Raw genomic sequence first — 20,696 nt, forward strand, 5'->3', positions numbered from 1 at the left:
TGATCGGGATAGGATGTTTGATTTCAATGTACCCGGGTATAGTGTGTAATGTAACGATAATCAAGCAGGAGGGTTTCTACATGGGTAAGAAAATTGCAGTTGTATTAACAGATTACTTTGAGGATGTTGAATTCACCGAGCCTGCAAAAGCCTTTAAAGATGCAGGCCATGAGGTCACAGTGATTGAAAACGAAAAAGGAAAAACAGTGAAAGGGAAGCAAGGAGAAGCAGAAGTGAGAGTGGACGCGTCCATTGATAACGTGAAGCCTGAAGACTTCGATGCACTTCTGATTCCTGGCGGGTTCTCACCAGACATTCTGCGTGCAGATGATCGCTATGTCCAATTTACAAGAGCATTTATGGACGAGAAAAAACCAGTATTTGCGATCTGTCACGGACCGCAATTGCTCATTACAGCGAAGTCGCTGGAAGGCAGAGGCGCGACTGGCTATACATCCATTCAAGTAGATATGGAAAACGCAGGCGCAAAATTCAAAGATGAAGAAGTTGTCGTTTGTCAGGATCAGCTTGTGACAAGCCGTACACCTGATGACATTCCAGCATTTAACCGTGAATCATTAAAACTGCTCGCAAAATAAGCAGTTTTGACAGGATAAACAAAGCCAGCACCTTGCGGGGTGCTGGCTTTTTCTGCGCATGGATGGAAGAAAACGGCGTAAACCGCAATCCAGTTTCCTTTGCACGATTATTTTCTTAAGTTTTTTAGCTCGCTTGCGATGGCTTGCATTTCACTTGGGCTGAATGAAGATTTTTTCATCACCATTTGGTGTAGAAATTCAATATCTTCGTACTTGTCTGGACTGAAGTCCTCGGCTTTGATGACTCCAATGTTCAGCATATTTAACTTTTGCGAAATGTCTTCAATCAGCTGATTGACTTCAGCCGCTTTTTGCTCTGACAAGGGCGGCACGTCCTTTCCTGCATATGTGTTGAATAATATGTCTATTTTAACAGAAATGCAAAAGAATAAAAGGGCTATTAAGACGACACCGAGATGTTTTTCTCCTTTTTCTCCTGCTTGATCTTATCAATGATTAGTTTAGATTCAAACACGACAACCCCAGATAAACCGATGAGGCCGATTAAGTTAGGAACAGCCATCAGTCCGTTTAGCATATCAGCCACGCCCCAGACGAAATCATTCTTAAACACGGCACCGAAAAAGACAGCAATAACAAACACAACACGATAATACATCACATATGAATCTTTCGCCAAATATGTAAAGCATTTTTCGCCATAATAGGACCAGCCAATAATGGTGGAATAGGCGAATAAAAGTAAGCCGATTGCAACAATGATTGAGCCGATTGGACCAAGGAAATGAGCAAAGGATAACGAGGTGAGTGCATCACTTTTTTCTGTGACGTACATATCGGCCATGACAATTGTGATCCCTGTAATGGAACAAACAATCATCGTATCAATAAAGACTTGCGTCATTGACACAAGCGCTTGACGAGCAGGCATATCTGTTTTGGCAGCAGCTGCAGCGATTGGTGCAGAACCAAGACCCGCTTCATTGGAAAATACCCCTCTCGCCACACCCCAGCGGATTACGGTGCCGATTGCACCGCCTGCAACGGCTTGACCTGTAAATGCATCCGTAAAAATGAGCCCGACGGCACTTGGGACAAGATCCGCATTCATGACAAGAATGATCAGTCCGCAAATGACGTAGAATAAAGCCATGACCGGTACAAAAATAGCCGTCACACGGCCAATGCTTTTAATCCCGCCTAAAATCACGAGGGCAGTAAAGGCCGTAATAATAATGCCGGTGATCCATGTTGGAATTTGAAAGGTTGAATTCATGACACCAGAAATCGAATTTGACTGCACGAGATTCCCAATCCCAAAGGCAGCCGTAGCGCCAAAAATAGCAAACAGCACCCCTAGCCATTTTTGCTTCAAGCCATGCTCCAAATAGTACATCGGCCCGCCGGACATTTCCCCTTTTTCATTTTTGACACGGTATTTCACTGCGAGAACAGCTTCAGCATATTTTGTCGCCATTCCAAAGAACGCTGCAAACCACATCCAAAACACAGCGCCTGGTCCGCCGGCAATGACAGCAGAGGCGACCCCTACAATATTTCCCGTTCCAACCGTTGCAGCAAGGGCTGTCATTAATGCTTGGAAGTGAGAAATATCACCTTCTGATGTCTTATCTTGCTTTGAAAATGCCAGCTTAAGCGAATAGGGGAGCAGCCTAATTTGAATGAAGAGCACGCGAAAGGTAAGGTAAATCCCTGTCCCCACGATCAAAAACAAAAGCGGCGGTCCCCATAATACATCATTGATACTGCTGACAATCTGTTCTACCCATCCCATATGTATCCCCCTTTATTTGTTTATTTCTCCTAAAGTGTCACCTTTTTTTGTATAATGTGTCAATGCCGATGGGAGTTTTTCTTGCAAAGTTTTCAAAAGAAAAAGGGCTTGATATGATAGAGAAAAGGTTTCCGAAAGCAGTTCTTAGGGAAAAGATAGGAGGAGAATGAAGGATGATTCATGTATTATTCGTATGTCTTGGCAATATTTGCAGATCACCGATGGCAGAGGCCATGTTTAGAAAACGAGTAGAAGATGAGGGGCTAAGCGAGCACTTTGTCATTGATTCAGCAGGCATTGGCGGCTGGCATCAAGGCAGCCCTCCGCATGAAGGAACACGAAAGCTGCTTGATGAAAAAGGGATCAGCTATGAAGGGATGTCCGCAAGACAAATCATAGATGAGGACATCACAGCATACGACTATATCATTGCGATGGATGCTGAAAATGTAGGAGCACTTCGCAGTATAGCCGGATATGGGAAACATCACTTTATTGGCCGTCTTCTTGACTTTGTTGAAGACGACGATCGTGATGATGTGCCAGACCCTTATTACACTGGAAACTTTGAGGAAGTACATAATTTAATTGAAAAAGGAATTGATCGTTTTTTGACGTATGTAAAAAAAGAGAAACACCTTTAACTGAAAGGAGATCAGACGAGATGGAAGAAAAAAATCAAATCATGCTTCGAGGAGCTGTGATAGGAGCAGCTTGCGGCGCACTGCTGACATTATTTCATCGGCCAACGAGAATCGCGCTCAAAGACAAATGGAATGACTGTCAGGAAAAGCTGGCGGAATACCGTCAGGAGCCAGCCAGAATTTCTGCTTGCATGAAAGAAAAAATGGAAGAAACGAAGCAGCTGATGCGAACAGTCTCAGATGATTTGTCATTTTTAAATGAACAAGTCAATCAGTTAAAGGAAACAACCCCAAAAGTATTAGAGATTATTGAAGAAACAAAGGATCACTTTCGATCGAAATAGAAAGATTGATCATTGGAGATGAAGCGTATGGGTTTTATTAAAGCGTTAATTGAACGCTTTTTGCTGCATGAAGGACCGGCAAAATCTGCTGAGCTTGCTTACTTCTTTTTGCTTTCATTATTTCCGTTTCTCATCTTCGTGCTGACGCTCGTTGGATATTTGCCGCTGACGTCGAAGGATGTCCTAAGCGTCATCTCTGGTTATGCGCCAGAAGGAGCGCTTTCGATGATTGAATCCATTGCCGAAGAGACACTGAACAGCCGTAACGGCGGATTGCTGTCATTCGGGATTATTGCCGCCCTTTGGTCTGCATCTAACGGGATTAATGCCGTCGTCAGAGCATTTAACCATGCTTACGAAGTTGAGGAAAATCGTTCCTTCATTCTCGTACGTTTAACATCCATCATCTTAACCATAGCAATGGTTCTTACGATTATTTTTGCCTTAATGCTGCCTGTCTTTGGAAAAGAACTTGGCTTATTTCTCGCTGAATTAGTCGGGCAGTCAGATGCCTTTCTCACCATTTGGACGGCCATGAGGTGGATCATTAGCCCGCTGATTTTATTGATTGTGTTTACAGCCTTGTACTATTTCGCCCCAAACATTAGATTGAAATTGAAATTTGTTCTGCCAGGCGCTATTTTTGCCTCGATTGGATGGATTTTGGTGAGCATGCTGTTCTCATTTTACGTAGGCGAGTTTGCTAATTACAGTGCGATGTACGGAAGTATTGGGGGAATCATTATTTTAATGATCTGGTTTTATTTAACCGGCATCATGATCATTCTTGGCGGCGAGCTCAATGCGCTTTTACATAAGCGTAAAATCGTACCAGGCAAGGTGTGAAGAAATCCGGGCATCCTAAAGAAGAACGAACATGTTCAATCTTGATAGATGGGGGAATCACATATGTCCAAACAATCGAAAAAAGGCGGAAGCAACACGAAACAAAACAAAGGCCATCAGCCAAAGCACAAAACAAGCGGCAGTGCAAACGGGCAAAATGGTTATCATTAAATGAAAAAAACTCCTCTGCATAGATGCAGGGGAGTTTTTATTTCGACAATCGTATATATCGCTTAAGAATAAAAGCTGTATCAGGTTTTGACTGGTAATGAGGATCATGCTGAAACCCTGCGTTTATCGCTACACGTTCACTTCTGACATGGCCAGCAGGACAAAAAATTTCAAATCCATCGACTTTAGGAGCAAAGGTATCTGTCATATATTTCACGATGGCTGTCACAATGCCCTGTCCCTGCGCGTCTTCATCAATCCAATAACCGATATTGCCTAATTGTTGATCAAATGTCAGACGGAACACACCGATTAATTGCTCGTTCAGCTGAATGCCAGCTTCCAACCCTTTTTGTTCATTGTAGGTGGTTTGAGTTGATTGAATAAACGTTTTGACCGCTTCTATGCTTTTGCAGTGATGAACCCAAGGCAGCCACTCCCCTAAATGGGCCTTATTCTTTTGAATAAGGCTAAATAGTGAGTCCGCATCATCTAATTGTAGAGATGCCAAAGTCAATTCATTTGTGATGTGATATGTAAACAACGATTGATCCCCCATTTTAGTGACTTTCCAGCACTGCCTGCGTTCTCCCAAATCGAACGCAGCAAAACACAAATAATATGACGATGCTGACAAGGTAAAGTAAATTCATTCCTTCAAACGTTTGCACAAAGAATCCTCCGAGTACCGGCCCGAGAATACTGCCTGCACTAAACGCCATCCCGCACATTAAATTCCCGGCGGGAAGAAGATGCTTTGGCAATAAGTCGGTCATAAAACTGATGCCAAGCGAGAAGGTAGAGCCTACAGCCATTCCAGCGATAAAGAAACAGATGGCCACAGCCAAAACGGATTGAATGAAAATCCCTGCCAAAAGGAAAAAGAATGATCCAGCGAGTGTCACACATAAAATGATGCGGCGCCTGCCAAACCGGTCACTAAGCATCCCAAGAGGAAGCTGAAAGACAATGCTCCCAATGGCAAACGCAGGTAAAATAAACGCAACTGCATCTACTGTCACACCGCTTCTTAGCGCATATACAGGGAAGTTACTATTAAGCGTCGTTTCTAAAAAGCCGTAGCAAAATGGCATCATAAAGGCGACCCAGCCAAATTGAAAGGCCTTTTTAAAGCGCTTCAAGCTGTTTGTCTGCTCTGACGTTTGCACTTCGCCTGTATCTGGATATGTATTTTTTAAAACAAACACAAGCAGCCAAATACATAAACTAACGGCACCAGAAATAATAAAAGGCAAGGCTGGATTGATCTCAATGAGCGGCGTTAAAAAAGGGCCGGCGGCAAAACCGAGTCCAAATGATAATCCATACAATGAAATATTTCGTCCGCGATTTCTTGATGATGAAGCATAGGTCACCCACGTCTGTGTAGAGAAATGCAGCATATGGTCACCAATCCCGATCATGAGCCGGAGGAAGAACCAGACGACATAAGATTCAAAAAACACAAAGCTAAACAAGCTTAAAAAGACAGCAGCTCCTCCAATGACGATTAACGGCTTAAATCCAAACCGGCGAAGCGGTGCTTCCATAAAAGGAGACGCAAGCAGCACACCGAGATATAAGCCTGTGGCATGCAGGCCGTTTAACGTAGGAGAAGTGCCGGCATGTTCAAAAATAATGGAAATGACAGGAAGTAATGCACCCTGTGAAAAACCGGATACGGATACCAGTAAAATTAAAATCATAAAGTGAATTCTCGACATAAGATGCTCCTTACAAGTTCATGATTTCATCGTACAATGGAACCAGAGGGGTTTCAATAGAAAGGTGGAAAAGGAATGAAGCTGACATACGAAAAGGATCATTGGATCGCACTTATTGAGGACAGGCAGCTGCCTATTTCAGGAACAGAAGAACTGGGGTACCGCCCATCTCAATTGCTCACCTCAGCCATTGCAGGCTGCTTTGGAGAAATGCTCATTCATGTATGCCGTAAAAAGCGAATATCCTATGAAGGGATGACGATCACATCTGAAACGACAAGGGCAGGAGCTGTAAACAAAATTTCCTGCATTCATTTACATATCTTATTTGAAGACATCAATACATCTGATGAACAAATCGATAAAATGATCACCCTTGCATTGAAGCACTGCTCTATGGTGCAGTCCGTGAAAGAGAGTATTGATATCACCCTCTCACACGCGCGAATCTAAAATGTATACGATGACGGCACTCACGAAAGAATAACAGTCAGACATATGTAAAGGAGAATGGCTGTATGAATCGTTTATTTCTTGTGATTGTCGCAATCGGTGTTCCGCTATCGGTGATTGGCAGTTTTCTTCATTTCCCGCAGGTCATCATGTTTACCGTTTATTGTATCGCCATTATTGGTCTTGCTAGTTTTATGGGAAGAGCCACAGAAAGTCTTGCCATCATTGCGGGACCTAGAATTGGCGGACTTTTAAACGCCACATTCGGAAATGCAGTGGAATTAATCATATCGTTTTTTGCCTTAAAACAAGGACTGACGGCCATCGTACTTGCTTCATTAACTGGATCAGTCATCGGAAATTTACTGCTTGTGGCGGGGCTGTCTTTTTTTGTTGGCGGATTAAAATATAAGCGCCAAGTGTTCAATGTCCATGATGCAAGGCACAATTCAGGCTTGCTCATGTTTGCCATCATTGTAGCGTTTGTCATTCCAGAAGTGTTTTCGATGGAGATGGCAGAGAATAAGCAGTTTGTTTTAAGCATTGGGATCAGCATTGTGATGATTTTGCTTTATGTCGCGGCGCTCTATTTCAAACTGGTCAGCCACCGCGGAGTCTATGTTGCTAAGCAGGACAGTATGCAAGGTGAAGCGGAGACGGAAGAAGAAACACCTGAATGGTCTGGAAAGTTTGCCACTGTCATTTTGCTGCTTTCGACGATTGCAGTTGCGTACATTTCAGAGCGTCTTGTTCATACTTTTGATACGGTAGGAGAACAGTTTGGCTGGAGTGAGCTGTTTATCGGTGTCATTATTGTGGCCATCGTCGGCAATGCCGCAGAACATGCCTCAGCTGTCATCATGGCGTATAAAAACAAAATGGATGTAGCAGTGGAAATTGCCTTTGGCTCCACACTTCAGGTTGCCATGATGGTCGCGCCAATCCTAGTCATTAGCTCGCTATTTTTTGATAAGCAGATGCCGCTCATTTTCTCCTTGCCAGAGCTCATTGCGATGGCATCCTCTGTGCTGCTCACGGTCATTTTATCTAATGACGGGGATACAAACTGGTTTGAAGGCGCCACATTACTCGCTGCCTATTTTATTATGGCGATTGGATTTTTCCTTTTATAATCTTTTGTGGATAAGGGACGTCTTTGCGGAAAATACTATGGAAAAATGAATGAGAAAGAGTGATGATATGAAAAAGATGCTCCGCATCATGTTTGTTGTTCTCTTATCCTTAAGTTTTCTATACAGCTTTCCAGCAGAGGCGGCAAAGCCATTTAAAGTGCCATCCTCTGTCGCCAGTATCTCCAAGGAGAATACGTATCCCAACGCGTCACAGGATCAGCCGCTGCTCCAGCCGAGCGAGCTGACGGCTGAATTGTTCAAAACAACAAGTGTACCGATTGAGAATACTCATTTGATTAAAATGCTGAATGAATCCAGCATTTCAGGGACGCCATTAGCTGTTGGATACCGTGCGACCATTTTCCTCGGAAGATGGGCGCTGAGCTACGATTCAAACGAAACGGTCGCCAACTGGGAATACAAAAAAGTGAATACGAACCACATTGATAACAGAGGCGGCAACAAAACAGCCATTGGAAAATACGTTCAAAAGCAGCAAGTGAAAGTAAGTGGCGGCCTCACAGCAAAAGTGCCGAACCCAGAAGATGTGAAAACATTGATGATGCAAAAAGCGATTCAAAAAACAAAGCTGCCCCTCGCTTTTGACACCGTGATTGGTGCAGGAACAAAACGAGATCAGTCATACCACGTCTCTCCGAAAAAAGCAGCATCGCTTCATGCCTATGCACCAGCGATTAACGAAAAAGGTAAGGTCACATACGGAGAAGTGTACCTTGTGCTAAAAGGAAATAAACGAAAACTCGTCGTAAAAAACGTGACCTCACAAGGAATCGGCGCTTGGATTCCTGTTCAGGATCACTTGACGTTTGGGTTTCAAGGGATGAATTAAAACAGTCATCTCCTCTTATCAAAAGAGGAGATGACTGTTTTTTTCTAAGAGGTTTTCTCTTTTTTTCTTTTTAGTTCATTCTTGTAAAAGTCAAAGGCGTTATATAAATACCAAATGATAAAAAGAAAGAAGATAACTTTAGTCAATATCGGTAAGTTGTTGAAAATAAGACATAGGCCAAAATAAGGGATGATCATAAATCCATAATAAGAAAACCACCATGTTTTAAAGATGAAACTCATCTCCTTGAAAATTGTAGACATTAACATCTTTATACATATATTACATTTTTTTTGAGAAAAAAAGCCATAGTAGAAGTTGAATGAACTCAACGACTACTATGGCTTAAATTTTTTATTCCCCTAAATCCACATTATGATAAACCTGCTGCACGTCTTCAAGCTCTTCTAATACATCGATCAGCTTTTCAAATTGTGCTTTCGATTCATCGTCTAATGTCACTTCGTTTTGCGGAAGCATTGTGATTTCAGCGACAGTGAATTCTTCTACGCCGGCTTGTTTGAATGCTTCTTGTACTTGATGGAATTGATCTGGTTCAGCGTACACAATCACCGTTTCATCTTCTTCCATGATGTCACGTACATCAACGTCTGCTTCCATTAATAGCTCAAGCGTTTCTTCTTCGCTTTTCCCTTCGACACCGATGACAGCTGTTTCGTCAAACATGTAGGCAACAGAGCCGCTTACGCCCATGTTTCCACCGTTTTTCCCAAATGCTGCTCGAACATCTGAAGCTGTCCGGTTTACGTTATTGGTGAGGGCGTCAACGATCACCATTGATCCGTTTGGACCAAATCCTTCGTAGCGCAGCTCATCGAAGTTCTCTTCCGCACCGCCTTTGGCTTTTTCAATGGCACGGTCCACAATATGTTTTGGGACACTATATGTTTTTGCACGTTCTAGGACAAAACGAAGTGCTTGGTTTGATTCTGGGTTTGGCTCACCTTGTTTGGCAGCCACATAGATTTCACGCCCGAATTTTGCGTAAATACGACTTGTACTGGCATCCTTTGATGCTTTCTTTTCTTTAATGTTGTTCCACTTACGACCCATCTTATTCACTCTCTTTCACTTAGAAAATACACAGTATGAGGGTCCCCATGCTGCATGAAATCATTCTGCTATCTATTATACATGAATCAGTCAAGAGGATAGAAGTTAGAGGGGCTGAAATGAAGAGAATTGTTAGCGAATGTTCAAGTGTTCCATGTTTCTCACAAGCCCGAGTCAGCCCGGCAACTTGTATATAAAAAAATAACCCCATCATAAATGAGGTTATTTTGCAGGCTGAGGATAAGCGAGATCCTCAAGCAATTTGACATCATGCTGATGAAGTTGTTTGATCATTTCTTTTCGCACAGCGAGGGCGGCGTCGAAGTATTTTTCGTCTTCGACCATTCCCTTTACTGTGATTTCAATCCCGCGATTCAGCTTATTCAGACCCATAATTCCATGAACTTGAAAGGGTTCAATGGCGTTTTGAAATTCGTCTTTTTTAAGAAAATCATGATGCATTTGATTTAAATTGTCACATGCTGTTTCAAGTGCTTGAAAGGCGATATCTGGGTTTTGATTCGCGCTAATTAACACAGATTCCGTAATCCGCATGTAGTGCATGTTATAGTTTTGGATTTGACGGATATCTCCGTTAGAAATGGTTAACAGCTTGCCGCTCCATTCTCTAATTTGCAATGAGCGGAGACCAATCTCTTCAATGGTTCCATTAAAGAGGTTATTCACCGTCACATAATCCCCTTTATGAATCTGGCGTTCATAGATGAGGAAAACGCCTGCTAAAATATCACGAATCAGCGTCTGGGCGCCAAAACCGATGACGATCCCAGCAACACCAGCACCCGCAAGAATTTTCCCAAAGTCATGAAAGAACAGAGAAATGACATAGAGCACAAAGCAAATCGAAGCGGTGTATTGCGTGACCGATTTGACTAAGCTCTCGATCGTTTTCTTCTTCTTGTCCTCTATAAACTCAGTTCGTTTAAAGAAAATTTGAAGGGCTTTGTTAATCATAAAGACAGCAAGCCAAAGAATGAGTCCAACAAGGAGAATTTCAATGTATTTGTTTTTGACCACTGTCAGAAATGTATCGTCCATCTATCGGTTACCCCCTGGCTGTACGAGAAGTAAAATCAACATCTTGATAATAGCTGTTTTTCACTAAAACATTCGGACCGAGGCACTGCACGCTTGGGCAATGACAATTCAATTCTTTTGCTAATTTTGTGTCCATCCAGCGTGTATAGGCTGATTGCAATGTATCAGTTGCGATGTTTCCAAGCGGCGGAGTATCGCCAAAGTCTGTCACAATAATATTCCCATCAAAAATATTCACATTCAACCGTGAACGTCCATCAGGGTCATTTCGTACCGTGACATTTTTCTCCTGGCGCAATCGGTTGAGGAGTCGCTGGTCTTCTTCATCTGTGCTGCATGAATAAAATGGCAGGGTGCCAAACAACATCCATGTGTTTTGATCACGAATATCAAGCAGCTGATGAATCGCATCCCGCATTTGCGGAAGCGTCAATGATTCAAGGGCGCTGGCGAAATCACTTGGGTACATCGGGTGAACTTCGTGGCGCTGGCATTTCATTTCCTCGACGATTTGCCGGTGGATGTGTTCGATATATGGAAGTGTGCGCTTATTCAGCATGGTTTCAGCGGATACGGTTACGCCCGCTTTGACAAGTGCTTGACTATTTTCAATCATGCGGTTAAATAATTTCTCGCGCTGCTCAAAGGTTGGTTTTCGATCCATCATGGCAAAACCGACCGTTGCAAACTCTTCGACAGTGCCCCAGTTATGTGAAATGTGAAGGACATCTAAGTATGGGATAATTTCTTCATACCGCGCCAAATCAAGGGTTAAATTTGAATTGATCTGTGTACGGACGCCGCGTTCATGGGCATACTTTAATAAAGGGACGACATATTCCCGTACAGATTTAAGAGAAAGCATGGGCTCTCCGCCTGTAATACTGAGTGAGCGCAGGAGCGGAACTTCATCTAAACGGCGAAGCAGTAAATCTATCGGCAGCGCATTCGGGTCTTTAGGCTGTAAGGTATAGCCGACCGCACAATGCTCACATCTCATGTTACACAGCGTTGTTGTCGTAAATTCAATATTAGTCAGCTTCATTTCTCCGTAATCCTGCACATCGAGATAGGCTTCCCAAGGGTCGTATGCAGGTGTGATCGGACGAAGTGCTGTTTTTTGGTTCATGGTATCTATCTCCTTTTCATTCGGGCAAACGTAGACCCGCCAACAGTTAATTTTAAGCCTCATCACGGTTATACGCAAGAGGGACACAATTGATTTACAAAGGAAAAAAAGATAAGCTATAAACAAATGCTAAAGGGAGTGTATCGATGGGTAAGGCAGCAGACAGCAAAGAGCAGCAGGTTGATTATTTAAAGAACCGATTAGATATGTTTATGAATGTGATTGATTCATTAGATCCTGAATCAACAGACGTTGAGGATATAGACAGACTGATCCAGATGATTGACGACCTAGAAGCGAAATATGAACGGTTTAAAAATGATTGGAAGGAAGAATAGCTCGCGCGGTGCGGGCTTTTTTCTTTAAATTGGCAGGAGAATCGGTGTATGAGTCTCGGTCTTATTCTGCACAATAGAAGAAAAACCGGGAAGTGACGTAAATGAAAAAATTCATGCTGATCTGTTTATGTGCGCTTTTTGTTTCCATGCCTCTCTCAGAAGCGGAAGCCGTGTCTAATAAGCCCATTAACTGGGGATTTGCGAAAAGTAAAGAGCACAGGCCGCCGGATGCGGGCAAAGAATTGACGGCACTCTTAAAAAAGTATGATGCGTTCTATTTAGGCAACACGAAAAAGAAAGAGATTTATTTTACCTTTGACAATGGCTATGAAAATGGGTACACACCCAAGATCTTAGACGTGCTGAAAAAACATCAAGTACCAGGCACCTTTTTTGTGACAGGTCATTTTGTAAAGGACCAGCCGGGGCTTGTCAAACGTATGGCAGAGGAAGGTCATATCATTGGCAACCATTCTTATCACCATCCTGATTTAACAACAAAGAGTACAAAAGAAATCAAAGAAGAACTGGACCGTGTCAATGAAGATGTGTACAAAATCACAGGAAAACAGGATAACCTCTATCTTCGTCCGCCGCGCGGTGTGTTCAGTGAAAGGGTATTAAAAGAAACAAAACAGCTCGGCTACCAAACCATTTTCTGGTCAGTGGCGTTTGTGGACTGGCATATCCATCATCAAAAAGGAAAACAGTATGCATACGATCAAATGATGAAGCAGGCACACCCAGGTGCCATTTACTTACTTCATACCGTCTCAAGAGACAATGCAGAAGCGCTGGATGATGCCATCACCGCTCTGAAAAAACAAGGATATTCCTTTAAAAGTCTAGACGATCTCATGCTTGAAAAAGTATGGCATCTGCCACAGCTATAGAAAGAAGCCTGCAGAAGACCTGCAGGCTTTTTGATTTTCCCTCTCTGATTTTACGCTGAAACTAAAGAGGATGATGAGGTGAAAAAAGAGTCAAACACTATTTAAAAATCCTAAACCACCCTTTATGTTTAAACCACAAAAGCATCCCCGAGACGAGGAGACCCATAAAAATCAGCACGCCAAAATAGCCATATTTCCAGTGTAATTCAGGCATGTTGTCAAAGTTCATTCCGTACACCCCAACAATAAAGGTTAGCGGAATAAAAATGGTCGATACAATGGTCAATGTCATCATGATCGCATTCATCCGGTTGGAATTCAGCGTCTGATAGCTGTCTCGTAAATCGGCTGTCATATCACGGTTTGACTCAACGATCTCTGTGAGTTTCAAAAGATGATCATAAATATCATTAAAATAAGCATGGCGGTTTGGATCGCTTTTCATCATATTCGTGTTCACAATACGATATAAAAGGTCCCTCATCGGGATAATCGTTCTTCGCAGTTTGAGCAAATCGGATCGAATCCCAAATACTTCGTTCATCAGCGTGCCATACGTTTTATGCCCTTCTTCATCTTCAATTTCATTCAGCCTGTCTTCAATTTGATAAATAATAGGGAAATAATCATCAACAAGCTCATCAATCAGCATGTAGGCAATATGCTCAGGTCCGCTGTTTCTCGCTTTATCAGACCCTTTAAGCTTTCGAATCACACGTTCAACGTACGGCGCTTCTTTCAAATGAAAGGTCACGATATAGTTTTCACCAACAAACAGATCGACTTCCTCAGAACGAAGCGTTTTTTGATTAAGGGCATGCAGCACGAAAAACAAATATCCTTCATAAAAATCAAGCTTGGGCCGCTGTAAATAATGAAAACAATCTTCAATCGCGAGTGGATGGAAATGAAAATATTCCTTTAAAAGCGCTGCTTCCTTTTCCGTTGGCGCATGAAAATCAATCCAATACCAGGCGATATCGGGGCTTGAAAGCTGCTGCAATGTTGCATGTTCAATCAAGTCGCCGTTTTTTGTCACTGCAAGTTTTCTCAGCATGTGCACCCCTCCAGACTTGCATTATATCATGAAGCAGCGCCGGTGAACTTATACGTTTTCTTCATAAAAAAAGCCGATCTCATTTTTGAGATCGGTTCAATGTGCGTGTATGATTGATGGATAAAACCGAGAATTAAGGGCGACGGAAGTTGACGAAACCACCATTACGGTCGAACCAGCCTCTAAATGCCCAGTTGATGTAGCCGCCGTCACCTTTGTTTGTGAAAGATCCATTTTCAAATACCCAGACTCCGTACGTAATACTTCCGTATTTCACAGTAGCAAACGTTTTGACGCCGTTGAAACGAGTCTCATAACCTTGACTTAAGTTAAATACCATGACATTGTATTTTGCGCCGGCAGCATAGAAAGCAGACTCCATTAATCCTTTGACAAAGCCTTCACGGTTTGTGTTAGCATTTGCAGCATTGATTAATGCATTTGCAATACCAAGTACATCAAAGTTAATATTAACGTTTCCTGCAGTTGTAGATGCCTTACCTTCAGCAGCTTTGTTTAAGACAGTTTGCTGAAGTGTAGTAGAAACAGGTGCTGAAGTTTTTGGCTCAGCAGCGTCAGCGAATACTGGCAGTGTCGAAGAAACAGCAGTGGCAAGGGCAACAGAAAGAATTGTTTTTTTCATTGGTCGGATCTCCTTTGTTTTTAAATTTTGGGTCTTCTTTTTTGTAAAATGTGAAACTAAGTGAAGCCGGTCATCAATGAGGTAAATATGTTCCTGCAAGATAAAACAAATGATTGCCTAATCCGCTAATTTCTTTGTTCACCTCCTTGATATGTCATAATTATACAAATATTTTTTGAATGGAAGATATCACCCAGAGGTTCTATTTCTAATTTAAGGAAAATGAGCCTAAAATGTTGAAGGATGCTGTCGAATTTTAGCTGAATTCGACTAAAAACTTTCATCTATCCAAAAGGAGAATGACCACAAATAAGGAAGATATAACTGATAAATTCTTGTACTCTTTATGTTTAAAAGTATTCAATCTAGAGAATCATTCATGCAAAATGAAACAATCACATCTGCGTATGGTTGCAGAAAGGAAGAGGACATGTATGTGGGAAAAACAGCTTGCGGTAGAGCCGCCGTATCATTTCGATCAAGTGCTTAGACGCTTATCAAGTGATCCATTAAAAGCAGTCGATTTGAGTCAAAGAGAAATAAAAGTGCCGATCAGATTAGAGCAAAAACCGTACGTGGTCATCGTTCAAGCTACTGGAACAAAGGATGCGCCTATGTTCCGGGTGCGATCAAACGGCCCAGAGGAACCCCTTCTTTCTGAGGTGAAACGGATATTTGGCATGGAGCATCAATTACACATGATTCAAGACCATTTTTCTCAAACCAATCTAGCGTCCATTTTTGAGCAGCATATCGGAACGCCGCTCATGCTGGATTTTCATTTATATCATTGTTTAATGAAATGCATCATTCATCAGCAGCTTAATCTTTCGTTTGCTTACGAGCTCACGAAACGATTTGTCCATACGTACGGCGAGCAAATAGAAGGTGTATGGTTTGATCCTTTACCAGAAACCATTGCTTCTCTTGAAACAGAGGATTTGAGAAAGCTTCAATTTAGTCAGCGAAAAGCAGAATATGTCATCGATGTATCGAAACGAATTGTGAGCGGCTCTCTTTGTTTAGAAGAATTACACGATTTATCTGATCTGGAGGTGGAAGAGCGATTGCTTCCGATTAGAGGGATCGGCCCTTGGACGGTTCAAAATGTGCTCATGAATGGGCTTGGAAGACCAAATCTTTTTCCGGTGGCAGATATCGGCATTCAAAACGCAATCAAACGGCACTTTGATCTGCCTGAAAAACCGACAAAAGAAGAGATGGCAGCGCTAAGCAAGGAATGGACCCCATATTTAAGCTACGCTTCTTTATATTTATGGAGAAGCATTGAGACAGATAAATAAATGAAAGGCATTTTCTCTCTTTGTCTAAGACGTGGTATACTAATGAGATGGAATAAAATGAAGACAACCTATTAAGGGTTCAAATAGAACGGAGAGAATAAAGTGAAAGAAAAACAGCAAGGTGCCCTTTTGCAAAAGGGACAGCAGTTCCCGCTTACCATTAAACGCCTTGGCATTAATGGTGAAGGGGTCGGTTATTTTAAAAAGCAAGTGGTCTTTGTCCCAGGCGCGCTTCCAGGTGAGGAAGTGGTAGTTGAAGCAACGAATGTCCAAGCAAAATATGCAGAAGGCACAGTCAGAAAAGTGCGAAAGCGTTCCGAGTATCGAGTCAAACCGCCATGCCCAGTATACGAGCAGTGCGGCGGCTGTCAGCTTCAGCATTTGGCGTATGAGCAGCAGCTAAATGAAAAGCGTGATATTGTCATTCAATCAATGGAGCGTCATACAAAGCTATCGGTTGAAAAGCTTGATATTCGGCCAACGATCGGCATGGAAGATCCGTGGCACTACCGAAACAAAAGTCAGTTCCAAGTAGGACGTTCTCATAGCGGAGACATCATTGCAGGACTTTATGGACTAAATTCCCATAAGCTTGTACCGATCAAGGAATGTATCGTGCAGCATCCAAAAACGAACAAAACAACAGGCGTTGTCCGCAAAATTTTAGAGAAATTCGGCGTATCGGTCTACAATGAACGGACAAGAAAAGGCGACGTACGCTCGATTGTCGTGCGTGTCGGTTTTGAAACAGGGGAAGTGCAGGTCGTTCTTGTCACATCAAAACCTGAATTTCCAAAGAAAAAAGAAATAGCCGAAGCCATTCAAAAACGTCTGCCTGAAGTGACGTCCATTATGCACAATATTAATGGTGAAAAAACGTCGGTCATCTTCGGCCATAAAACATCTCACCTAGCTGGCAATATGGTCATTCAAGAATTTTTAGGAGACGTCTCATTTGAATTGAGTGCACGTGCTTTCTTCCAATTGAATCCGAAGCAGACGCTAAAGCTTTACGATGAAGCGAAAAAAGCGGCCAAACTGACAGGCAAAGAAAAGGTTGTCGATGCGTATTGCGGTGTTGGGACCATTGGGATGTGGCTCTCAGATGGCGCCAAAGAAGTACGAGGAATGGATGTCATCAAAGAATCGATTGATGATGCCAAGAAAAATGCCAAAAAACACGGCATGAAAAACGCGACCTATGTAACAGGAACAGCTGAACATTGGCTGCCAAAATGGGTCAAAGAAGGCTTCCGCCCTGACGTCATCGTCGTCGACCCGCCAAGAACAGGCTGCGAGCGCACCTTCTTAGACACCGTCAAACAAGTCAAACCAAAACGCTTTGTCTACGTCTCTTGCAACCCATCCACACTAGCAAAAGACCTTGAATACATGTCAAAAGACTACAAAATCGAATACATGCAGCCAGTCGATATGTTTCCGCATACGGCGCATGTGGAAGTGATAGTTAAGCTTGTTTTAAAAGATACAGTCCATTAAACTGTATCTAATAAGAGAAAAGAGAGAGGGAAGGTTGTAATGTACTTTAATCTTCCCTATTTCTAAATGAGCGGGTTTTTCTACTGTTTTATCCATTTTTTTTAATCACTTATAGTATGCTTGTCAAACAGATTTTTCAAGTGCAGTTTCATATAGCTTCAAATCTTTCTGCAAGTTTTAGAGCCTTTAACTTATCTTTCTTTATCCTCTTACGGATAGTTTGTTTTTGACATATAATACTCCGCTACAGTTTCATCGAAATAAAATTTTCCAAGTTCATTTATCACTATTACCCCAAACCAACATTGATATAAACTTAGTCATTCTGTAGCACTCATACCGAACTGCCTACTTTTAATAAGAGAAATATCATTTGTATTGTTGAGTACATAAACTCGATCTTCAGATAGCTTTAAGATTTTAGCAACCTCAGAAATCTTTAATAGTTCTAATAATTTAATCTCCTATCGTTCTATCTACAACACTTAAAAATGAGGAATAAAAAACTAAAGGTGGTAGAAGATGAGTGAACAAGGTCACTTTTAATAAAATTTAAATGGCTTATTTTGTATGATAATTAAAGTTTATTTTAGACGGTCGTAGCGGATAAACTTATCGATTTCCATGAAATTTCAGTGGTACTTGCTTATTTGTTAAGGTATCTACAGAAGACATTGTGAATTTTTTATGATATTTCACAGGGGGAAGTAAGGGTATTTATTCTTAAGTTGAGATATATTAATATTTGACAAAATTATTCGTGGATAAAGTAGAGATAATTGTTCTAAAAGTGAGATAGTTTATTTAATTGGTAGATGATATTTAGCGGCAATCCATACTAATTATTTTATCTCGCGACAATACTTGTCATTTTTTTGAACTTTCTTTTGATTTAGGAGATGTTTTGTGATTAAACTTTAATTTCTTTTTTATTATTTGATATAGAAGATTATCGGGAGGTTAGACCGTGTGTAAAAAGCTACAAGTATTTGTTTCTTCTACTTACTTAGATTTAATAGATGAAAGACAAAAAGCTGTTGAAGGTATTTTGAGAGCGGGTCATATTCCTGCAGGAATGGAGTTATTTATTCCTGCAAACAAAAATCAATGGACTATTATAGAAAAATGGATTAAAGAGTCAGATATACTCATGTTGATACTTGGTGGTAAGTATGGTTCAATCGAGCCGAGAAGCGGTAAAAGTTATACTCAGTTGGAATACGAATTTGCATTGAAAAATGGAATTCCTGTCTTTGCAGTAGTTTTAAATGAACAATACTTAGCAAATAAGAAGAGTCTTAACATTAATTTAAAGGTCTATGAACATGAGGTTGATAGTCATAATATTGATAAGTATGCAACATTTAAAGAATTGGTTACTTCAAATTTAGTTAGCTTTGTTCAGGATATAAATCAGATTTCGACCGAAGTTACTCTAGCTTTAAATGAATTTATGAAAAATGATGAAAAGGAATATAATTTTAAAGGTTGGATTAGAGGAACAAAAAAATTCAAAGATTTATTACAAGTAGAAAATGGTAAAAATAAGATATTAGAATTAGATGAATCCTTGTTAGATAAGATAATTATTCTTATAGAAGAAGGTAATTTTATTTCTCAAATAGAAACGATAGCTCTTCAAAGGTCTTATGTTCACGAAGGAAGAGAGATTGAGGAGCTGCTGTATTTTGCTGAAAAACCCAGCACCCATTTTTATAATAAAGATGTTCAGAGATTATTTGAAAAAATAATTGAAAAGTTAAATAAATATTTTTATTTTATATCAGTCAATTTTTTTACTTTACGTGGCACTTTAGGAGATAGGAAGTATTTATATCCTGACTTAAATGATAACTTTGGATTTGTAGATGATGAGAAAAGATTGAAATATCAAAAATATTATAAGGAATTGAATGATATAACGAATGAAACTATTGAAGAAATAAAAAATTTTGTTCGTCATTCAAGATTTGTTTTGTATAATTAATACAATTAGAAAATAAACGCTTACATATTATACAATTAATGGAGGATGACGATGATGGAATGGTATACATGGGTGTTTAGTGGGATTGGGGTTTTTGCTTTAACTTTTTTGACTAGTAAGCAGATGTCTAAATCAAAAAAGGTACTACAAAAGCAAAAAGGTGGGAATAATTCCAATAATTACCAATCTTCTGGAAGTATGACGATAAATGCACCTAGAAAGGAGGATTGAATTATGAAGCAAAGTGGTGGTAAGGATAGCACTAACTATCAAGCTCAAGTTATTAATGTTGGTGTTACTGCAGACGAGGCAAGAAATATTGCACTAGATTTGTTTAAGGCGAATTTTTTAGAACTTTCTCAGCAGGCTGCGGAAATTGCTGCTTATAGAGCTGAGAAATTAGTAATTGATACTCTTGAAAAGTTAAAGCAAGAAAATCCTATTGGAATTGAAAAAATGAAAAATCCTGATATGCAATTTGCAATGTACACTGCTCAAAAAGAATTTGCAAGAACAGGTGATGAAAATTTAGAAGAGGTATTAATTGAATTGCTTGTGGAAAGAACAAAAGAAGATGATAGGTCGTTAAAGCAAATTGTATTGGATGAGTCACTATCAGTGGTTACGAAGCTAAATCAGAAGCAAATTGATATACTCTCTTTAGTTTTTATTATCAGAAGAACTGTCAATAATCTATACATAGACTCTGATAAAGAAATTGATGAAATATTAGATTACTATGAGAGAATTTATTGTAAGTTTATTAATGAACTACCAACTGTAGAAGAAGTTACACTTTTAGAACATCTTATCTATGCTGGATGTGGAAGGTTATCAATCGGTCAAACTAAATATGAGGAATGTTTTAAGAAAAAGTATCAGAAGATATTTGATTCTAAAAATAACGCTGAAATAGTTCATAAAATTAACGGTTTCCCTTTATCTTCTCAGATAATGAAATCATGGAATGAAACATCTTTGAAAAATATGGATATCACTTCAGTTGGAATTGCAATTGGCCATACTAATTTAACTAGAAAAGTTGGTTCCTCGTATGGTGATTTAGATATCTGGATTGTAGGATAAAATTTTTGATTTTGATATTCTTATAATAAAACTTGAATAGATTTTTTGTGAATTACTTGTTTTTAATGTACTAATGAAATTTCTGTATATTCTATAACCCAATACT

General features: G+C 40.5%; 23 protein-coding genes. 14 read left to right on the forward strand and 9 right to left on the reverse strand.

The genetic code is table 11. The annotated features are described in order from the left end of the window. Positions 1–80: 80 nt before the first annotated feature. A complete protein-coding gene (locus tag MHB41_RS03755) occupies positions 81–599 on the forward strand; it encodes a type 1 glutamine amidotransferase domain-containing protein (protein ID WP_070326778.1) in 519 nt (172 codons plus the stop codon). A 107-nt stretch (positions 600–706) separates the two neighbouring features. On the opposite strand, the gene MHB41_RS03760 is transcribed toward MHB41_RS03755, so the two are convergent. Then, positions 707–922 carry a DUF1128 domain-containing protein gene (locus MHB41_RS03760; RefSeq protein WP_003214000.1) on the reverse strand — a complete coding sequence of 72 codons (216 nt, stop codon included), beginning with the start codon at positions 920–922 and terminating at the stop codon, positions 707–709. A 77-nt stretch (positions 923–999) separates the two neighbouring features. Continuing rightward, a complete protein-coding gene (locus MHB41_RS03765; RefSeq protein WP_217008924.1) occupies positions 1,000–2,355 on the reverse strand; it encodes a sodium:alanine symporter family protein in 1,356 nt (451 codons plus the stop codon). A gap of 173 nt (positions 2,356–2,528) precedes the next feature. Here MHB41_RS03765 and MHB41_RS03770 point away from each other — a divergent pair, with 173 nt between their 5' ends. The 3 genes from MHB41_RS03770 to MHB41_RS03780 are packed head-to-tail and all read left to right on the forward strand — an operon-like array spanning position 2,529 to position 4,189. Next, positions 2,529–2,999 (forward strand): low molecular weight protein-tyrosine-phosphatase, encoded by a 471-nt coding sequence (locus tag MHB41_RS03770; protein WP_340899175.1) that lies wholly within the window; start codon positions 2,529–2,531, stop codon positions 2,997–2,999. 20 nt (positions 3,000–3,019) lie between these two features. Further along, positions 3,020–3,343, forward strand: coding sequence for a YtxH domain-containing protein (locus MHB41_RS03775; protein WP_111927625.1), 324 nt, complete (start codon positions 3,020–3,022; stop codon positions 3,341–3,343). A gap of 27 nt (positions 3,344–3,370) precedes the next feature. Then, entirely contained in the window at positions 3,371–4,189 is an 819-nt protein-coding gene (locus MHB41_RS03780) for a YhjD/YihY/BrkB family envelope integrity protein (RefSeq protein WP_024425272.1), read from the forward strand. Positions 4,190–4,397: 208 nt separating this feature from the next. On the opposite strand, the gene MHB41_RS03785 is transcribed toward MHB41_RS03780, so the two are convergent. Then, positions 4,398–4,904, reverse strand: a complete 507-nt coding sequence (locus tag MHB41_RS03785; RefSeq protein ID WP_268413707.1) for a GNAT family N-acetyltransferase — start codon at positions 4,902–4,904, stop codon at positions 4,398–4,400. A 16-nt stretch (positions 4,905–4,920) separates the two neighbouring features. Continuing rightward, complete coding sequence (locus MHB41_RS03790) at positions 4,921–6,084, reverse strand: MFS transporter (RefSeq protein ID WP_268413708.1); 1,164 nt, start codon at positions 6,082–6,084, stop codon at positions 4,921–4,923. 75 nt (positions 6,085–6,159) lie between these two features. On the opposite strand from MHB41_RS03790, the gene MHB41_RS03795 reads away from it, so the two are divergent. From MHB41_RS03795 to MHB41_RS03805, 3 genes are all read left to right on the forward strand, one after another. Further along, complete coding sequence (locus MHB41_RS03795) at positions 6,160–6,537, forward strand: OsmC family protein (RefSeq protein ID WP_268413710.1); 378 nt, start codon at positions 6,160–6,162, stop codon at positions 6,535–6,537. A gap of 65 nt (positions 6,538–6,602) precedes the next feature. Continuing rightward, entirely contained in the window at positions 6,603–7,670 is a 1,068-nt protein-coding gene (gene cax / locus MHB41_RS03800; RefSeq protein ID WP_034283700.1) for a calcium/proton exchanger, read from the forward strand. Positions 7,671–7,758: 88 nt separating this feature from the next. Next, positions 7,759–8,520 carry a YfkD famly protein gene (locus MHB41_RS03805; RefSeq protein ID WP_223255680.1) on the forward strand — a complete coding sequence of 254 codons (762 nt, stop codon included), beginning with the start codon at positions 7,759–7,761 and terminating at the stop codon, positions 8,518–8,520. Between the two features lie 354 nt (positions 8,521–8,874). Here the strand turns inward: MHB41_RS03805 and MHB41_RS03810 are convergent, their stop codons facing one another. The 3 genes from MHB41_RS03810 to yfkAB all read right to left on the reverse strand — a co-directional run bounded on the left by MHB41_RS03810 (position 8,875) and on the right by yfkAB (position 11,782). Continuing rightward, a complete protein-coding gene (locus tag MHB41_RS03810) occupies positions 8,875–9,594 on the reverse strand; it encodes a YebC/PmpR family DNA-binding transcriptional regulator (protein ID WP_024425262.1) in 720 nt (239 codons plus the stop codon). Between the two features lie 222 nt (positions 9,595–9,816). After that, the gene (locus tag MHB41_RS03815) at positions 9,817–10,653 is read right to left on the reverse strand and encodes a mechanosensitive ion channel domain-containing protein (protein ID WP_024425846.1); all 837 of its coding nucleotides are present in this window, start codon (positions 10,651–10,653) and stop codon (positions 9,817–9,819) included. 7 nt (positions 10,654–10,660) lie between these two features. Further along, positions 10,661–11,782: a radical SAM/CxCxxxxC motif protein YfkAB gene (gene yfkAB / locus MHB41_RS03820; protein WP_041106321.1), complete on the reverse strand. Its 1,122-nt coding sequence runs from the start codon at positions 11,780–11,782 to the stop codon at positions 10,661–10,663. Between the two features lie 146 nt (positions 11,783–11,928). Here yfkAB and MHB41_RS03825 point away from each other — a divergent pair, with 146 nt between their 5' ends. Together MHB41_RS03825 and pdaA are read left to right on the forward strand one after the other, a co-directional pair. Beyond that, positions 11,929–12,120, forward strand: coding sequence for an SE1561 family protein (locus MHB41_RS03825; protein ID WP_012009274.1), 192 nt, complete (start codon positions 11,929–11,931; stop codon positions 12,118–12,120). A 101-nt stretch (positions 12,121–12,221) separates the two neighbouring features. After that, on the forward strand, positions 12,222–13,013 hold the full coding sequence (gene pdaA / locus MHB41_RS03830; protein ID WP_034283706.1) for a delta-lactam-biosynthetic de-N-acetylase: 792 nt from the start codon (positions 12,222–12,224) through the stop codon (positions 13,011–13,013). A 97-nt stretch (positions 13,014–13,110) separates the two neighbouring features. On the opposite strand, the gene corA is transcribed toward pdaA, so the two are convergent. Continuing rightward, positions 13,111–14,070, reverse strand: a complete 960-nt coding sequence (gene corA, locus MHB41_RS03835; RefSeq protein ID WP_034283707.1) for a magnesium/cobalt transporter CorA — start codon at positions 14,068–14,070, stop codon at positions 13,111–13,113. Between the two features lie 133 nt (positions 14,071–14,203). After that, positions 14,204–14,713: a hypothetical protein gene (locus MHB41_RS03840; protein WP_024425256.1), complete on the reverse strand. Its 510-nt coding sequence runs from the start codon at positions 14,711–14,713 to the stop codon at positions 14,204–14,206. Between the two features lie 434 nt (positions 14,714–15,147). On the opposite strand from MHB41_RS03840, the gene MHB41_RS03845 reads away from it, so the two are divergent. The 5 genes from MHB41_RS03845 to MHB41_RS03865 all read left to right on the forward strand — a co-directional run bounded on the left by MHB41_RS03845 (position 15,148) and on the right by MHB41_RS03865 (position 20,590). Further along, the gene (locus MHB41_RS03845; RefSeq protein ID WP_217008928.1) at positions 15,148–16,017 is read left to right on the forward strand and encodes a DNA-3-methyladenine glycosylase; all 870 of its coding nucleotides are present in this window, start codon (positions 15,148–15,150) and stop codon (positions 16,015–16,017) included. A gap of 102 nt (positions 16,018–16,119) precedes the next feature. After that, positions 16,120–17,517 carry a 23S rRNA (uracil(1939)-C(5))-methyltransferase RlmD gene (rlmD, locus tag MHB41_RS03850; RefSeq protein WP_217008929.1) on the forward strand — a complete coding sequence of 466 codons (1,398 nt, stop codon included), beginning with the start codon at positions 16,120–16,122 and terminating at the stop codon, positions 17,515–17,517. Between the two features lie 967 nt (positions 17,518–18,484). Next, positions 18,485–19,504 carry a DUF4062 domain-containing protein gene (locus MHB41_RS03855; protein WP_217008930.1) on the forward strand — a complete coding sequence of 340 codons (1,020 nt, stop codon included), beginning with the start codon at positions 18,485–18,487 and terminating at the stop codon, positions 19,502–19,504. Positions 19,505–19,555: 51 nt separating this feature from the next. Further along, on the forward strand, positions 19,556–19,735 hold the full coding sequence (locus MHB41_RS03860; protein WP_217008931.1) for a hypothetical protein: 180 nt from the start codon (positions 19,556–19,558) through the stop codon (positions 19,733–19,735). 3 nt (positions 19,736–19,738) lie between these two features. Next, positions 19,739–20,590, forward strand: coding sequence for an LPO_1073/Vpar_1526 family protein (locus tag MHB41_RS03865; protein ID WP_120208591.1), 852 nt, complete (start codon positions 19,739–19,741; stop codon positions 20,588–20,590). Positions 20,591–20,696: the final 106 nt, after the last annotated feature.

The organism is Bacillus sp. FSL H7-0578 (assembly GCF_038630855.1).
GTDB lineage: Bacteria > Bacillota > Bacilli > Bacillales > Bacillaceae > Bacillus > Bacillus safensis.

Excerpts from the sequence above, each read along its gene's own strand:
- MHB41_RS03865 (WP_120208591.1), top strand. The coding sequence starts at position 19,739 with ATGAAGCAAAGTGGTGGTAAGGATAGCACTAACTATCAAGCTCAAGTT.
- pdaA (WP_034283706.1), top strand. The coding sequence starts at position 12,222 with ATGAAAAAATTCATGCTGATCTGTTTATGTGCGCTTTTTGTTTCCATG.
- corA (WP_034283707.1), bottom strand. The coding sequence starts at position 14,070 with ATGCTGAGAAAACTTGCAGTGACAAAAAACGGCGACTTGATTGAACAT.
- MHB41_RS03845 (WP_217008928.1), top strand. The coding sequence starts at position 15,148 with ATGTGGGAAAAACAGCTTGCGGTAGAGCCGCCGTATCATTTCGATCAA.
- MHB41_RS03795 (WP_268413710.1), top strand. The coding sequence starts at position 6,160 with ATGAAGCTGACATACGAAAAGGATCATTGGATCGCACTTATTGAGGAC.
- MHB41_RS03815 (WP_024425846.1), bottom strand. The coding sequence starts at position 10,653 with ATGGACGATACATTTCTGACAGTGGTCAAAAACAAATACATTGAAATT.
- MHB41_RS03860 (WP_217008931.1), top strand. The coding sequence starts at position 19,556 with ATGATGGAATGGTATACATGGGTGTTTAGTGGGATTGGGGTTTTTGCT.
- yfkAB (WP_041106321.1), bottom strand. The coding sequence starts at position 11,782 with ATGAACCAAAAAACAGCACTTCGTCCGATCACACCTGCATACGACCCT.
- MHB41_RS03770 (WP_340899175.1), top strand. The coding sequence starts at position 2,529 with ATGATTCATGTATTATTCGTATGTCTTGGCAATATTTGCAGATCACCG.
- MHB41_RS03755 (WP_070326778.1), top strand. The coding sequence starts at position 81 with ATGGGTAAGAAAATTGCAGTTGTATTAACAGATTACTTTGAGGATGTT.
- MHB41_RS03790 (WP_268413708.1), bottom strand. The coding sequence starts at position 6,084 with ATGTCGAGAATTCACTTTATGATTTTAATTTTACTGGTATCCGTATCC.
- cax (WP_034283700.1), top strand. The coding sequence starts at position 6,603 with ATGAATCGTTTATTTCTTGTGATTGTCGCAATCGGTGTTCCGCTATCG.
- MHB41_RS03765 (WP_217008924.1), bottom strand. The coding sequence starts at position 2,355 with ATGGGATGGGTAGAACAGATTGTCAGCAGTATCAATGATGTATTATGG.
- MHB41_RS03840 (WP_024425256.1), bottom strand. The coding sequence starts at position 14,713 with ATGAAAAAAACAATTCTTTCTGTTGCCCTTGCCACTGCTGTTTCTTCG.
- MHB41_RS03775 (WP_111927625.1), top strand. The coding sequence starts at position 3,020 with ATGGAAGAAAAAAATCAAATCATGCTTCGAGGAGCTGTGATAGGAGCA.
- MHB41_RS03805 (WP_223255680.1), top strand. The coding sequence starts at position 7,759 with ATGTTTGTTGTTCTCTTATCCTTAAGTTTTCTATACAGCTTTCCAGCA.
- MHB41_RS03810 (WP_024425262.1), bottom strand. The coding sequence starts at position 9,594 with ATGGGTCGTAAGTGGAACAACATTAAAGAAAAGAAAGCATCAAAGGAT.
- MHB41_RS03825 (WP_012009274.1), top strand. The coding sequence starts at position 11,929 with ATGGGTAAGGCAGCAGACAGCAAAGAGCAGCAGGTTGATTATTTAAAG.
- MHB41_RS03780 (WP_024425272.1), top strand. The coding sequence starts at position 3,371 with ATGGGTTTTATTAAAGCGTTAATTGAACGCTTTTTGCTGCATGAAGGA.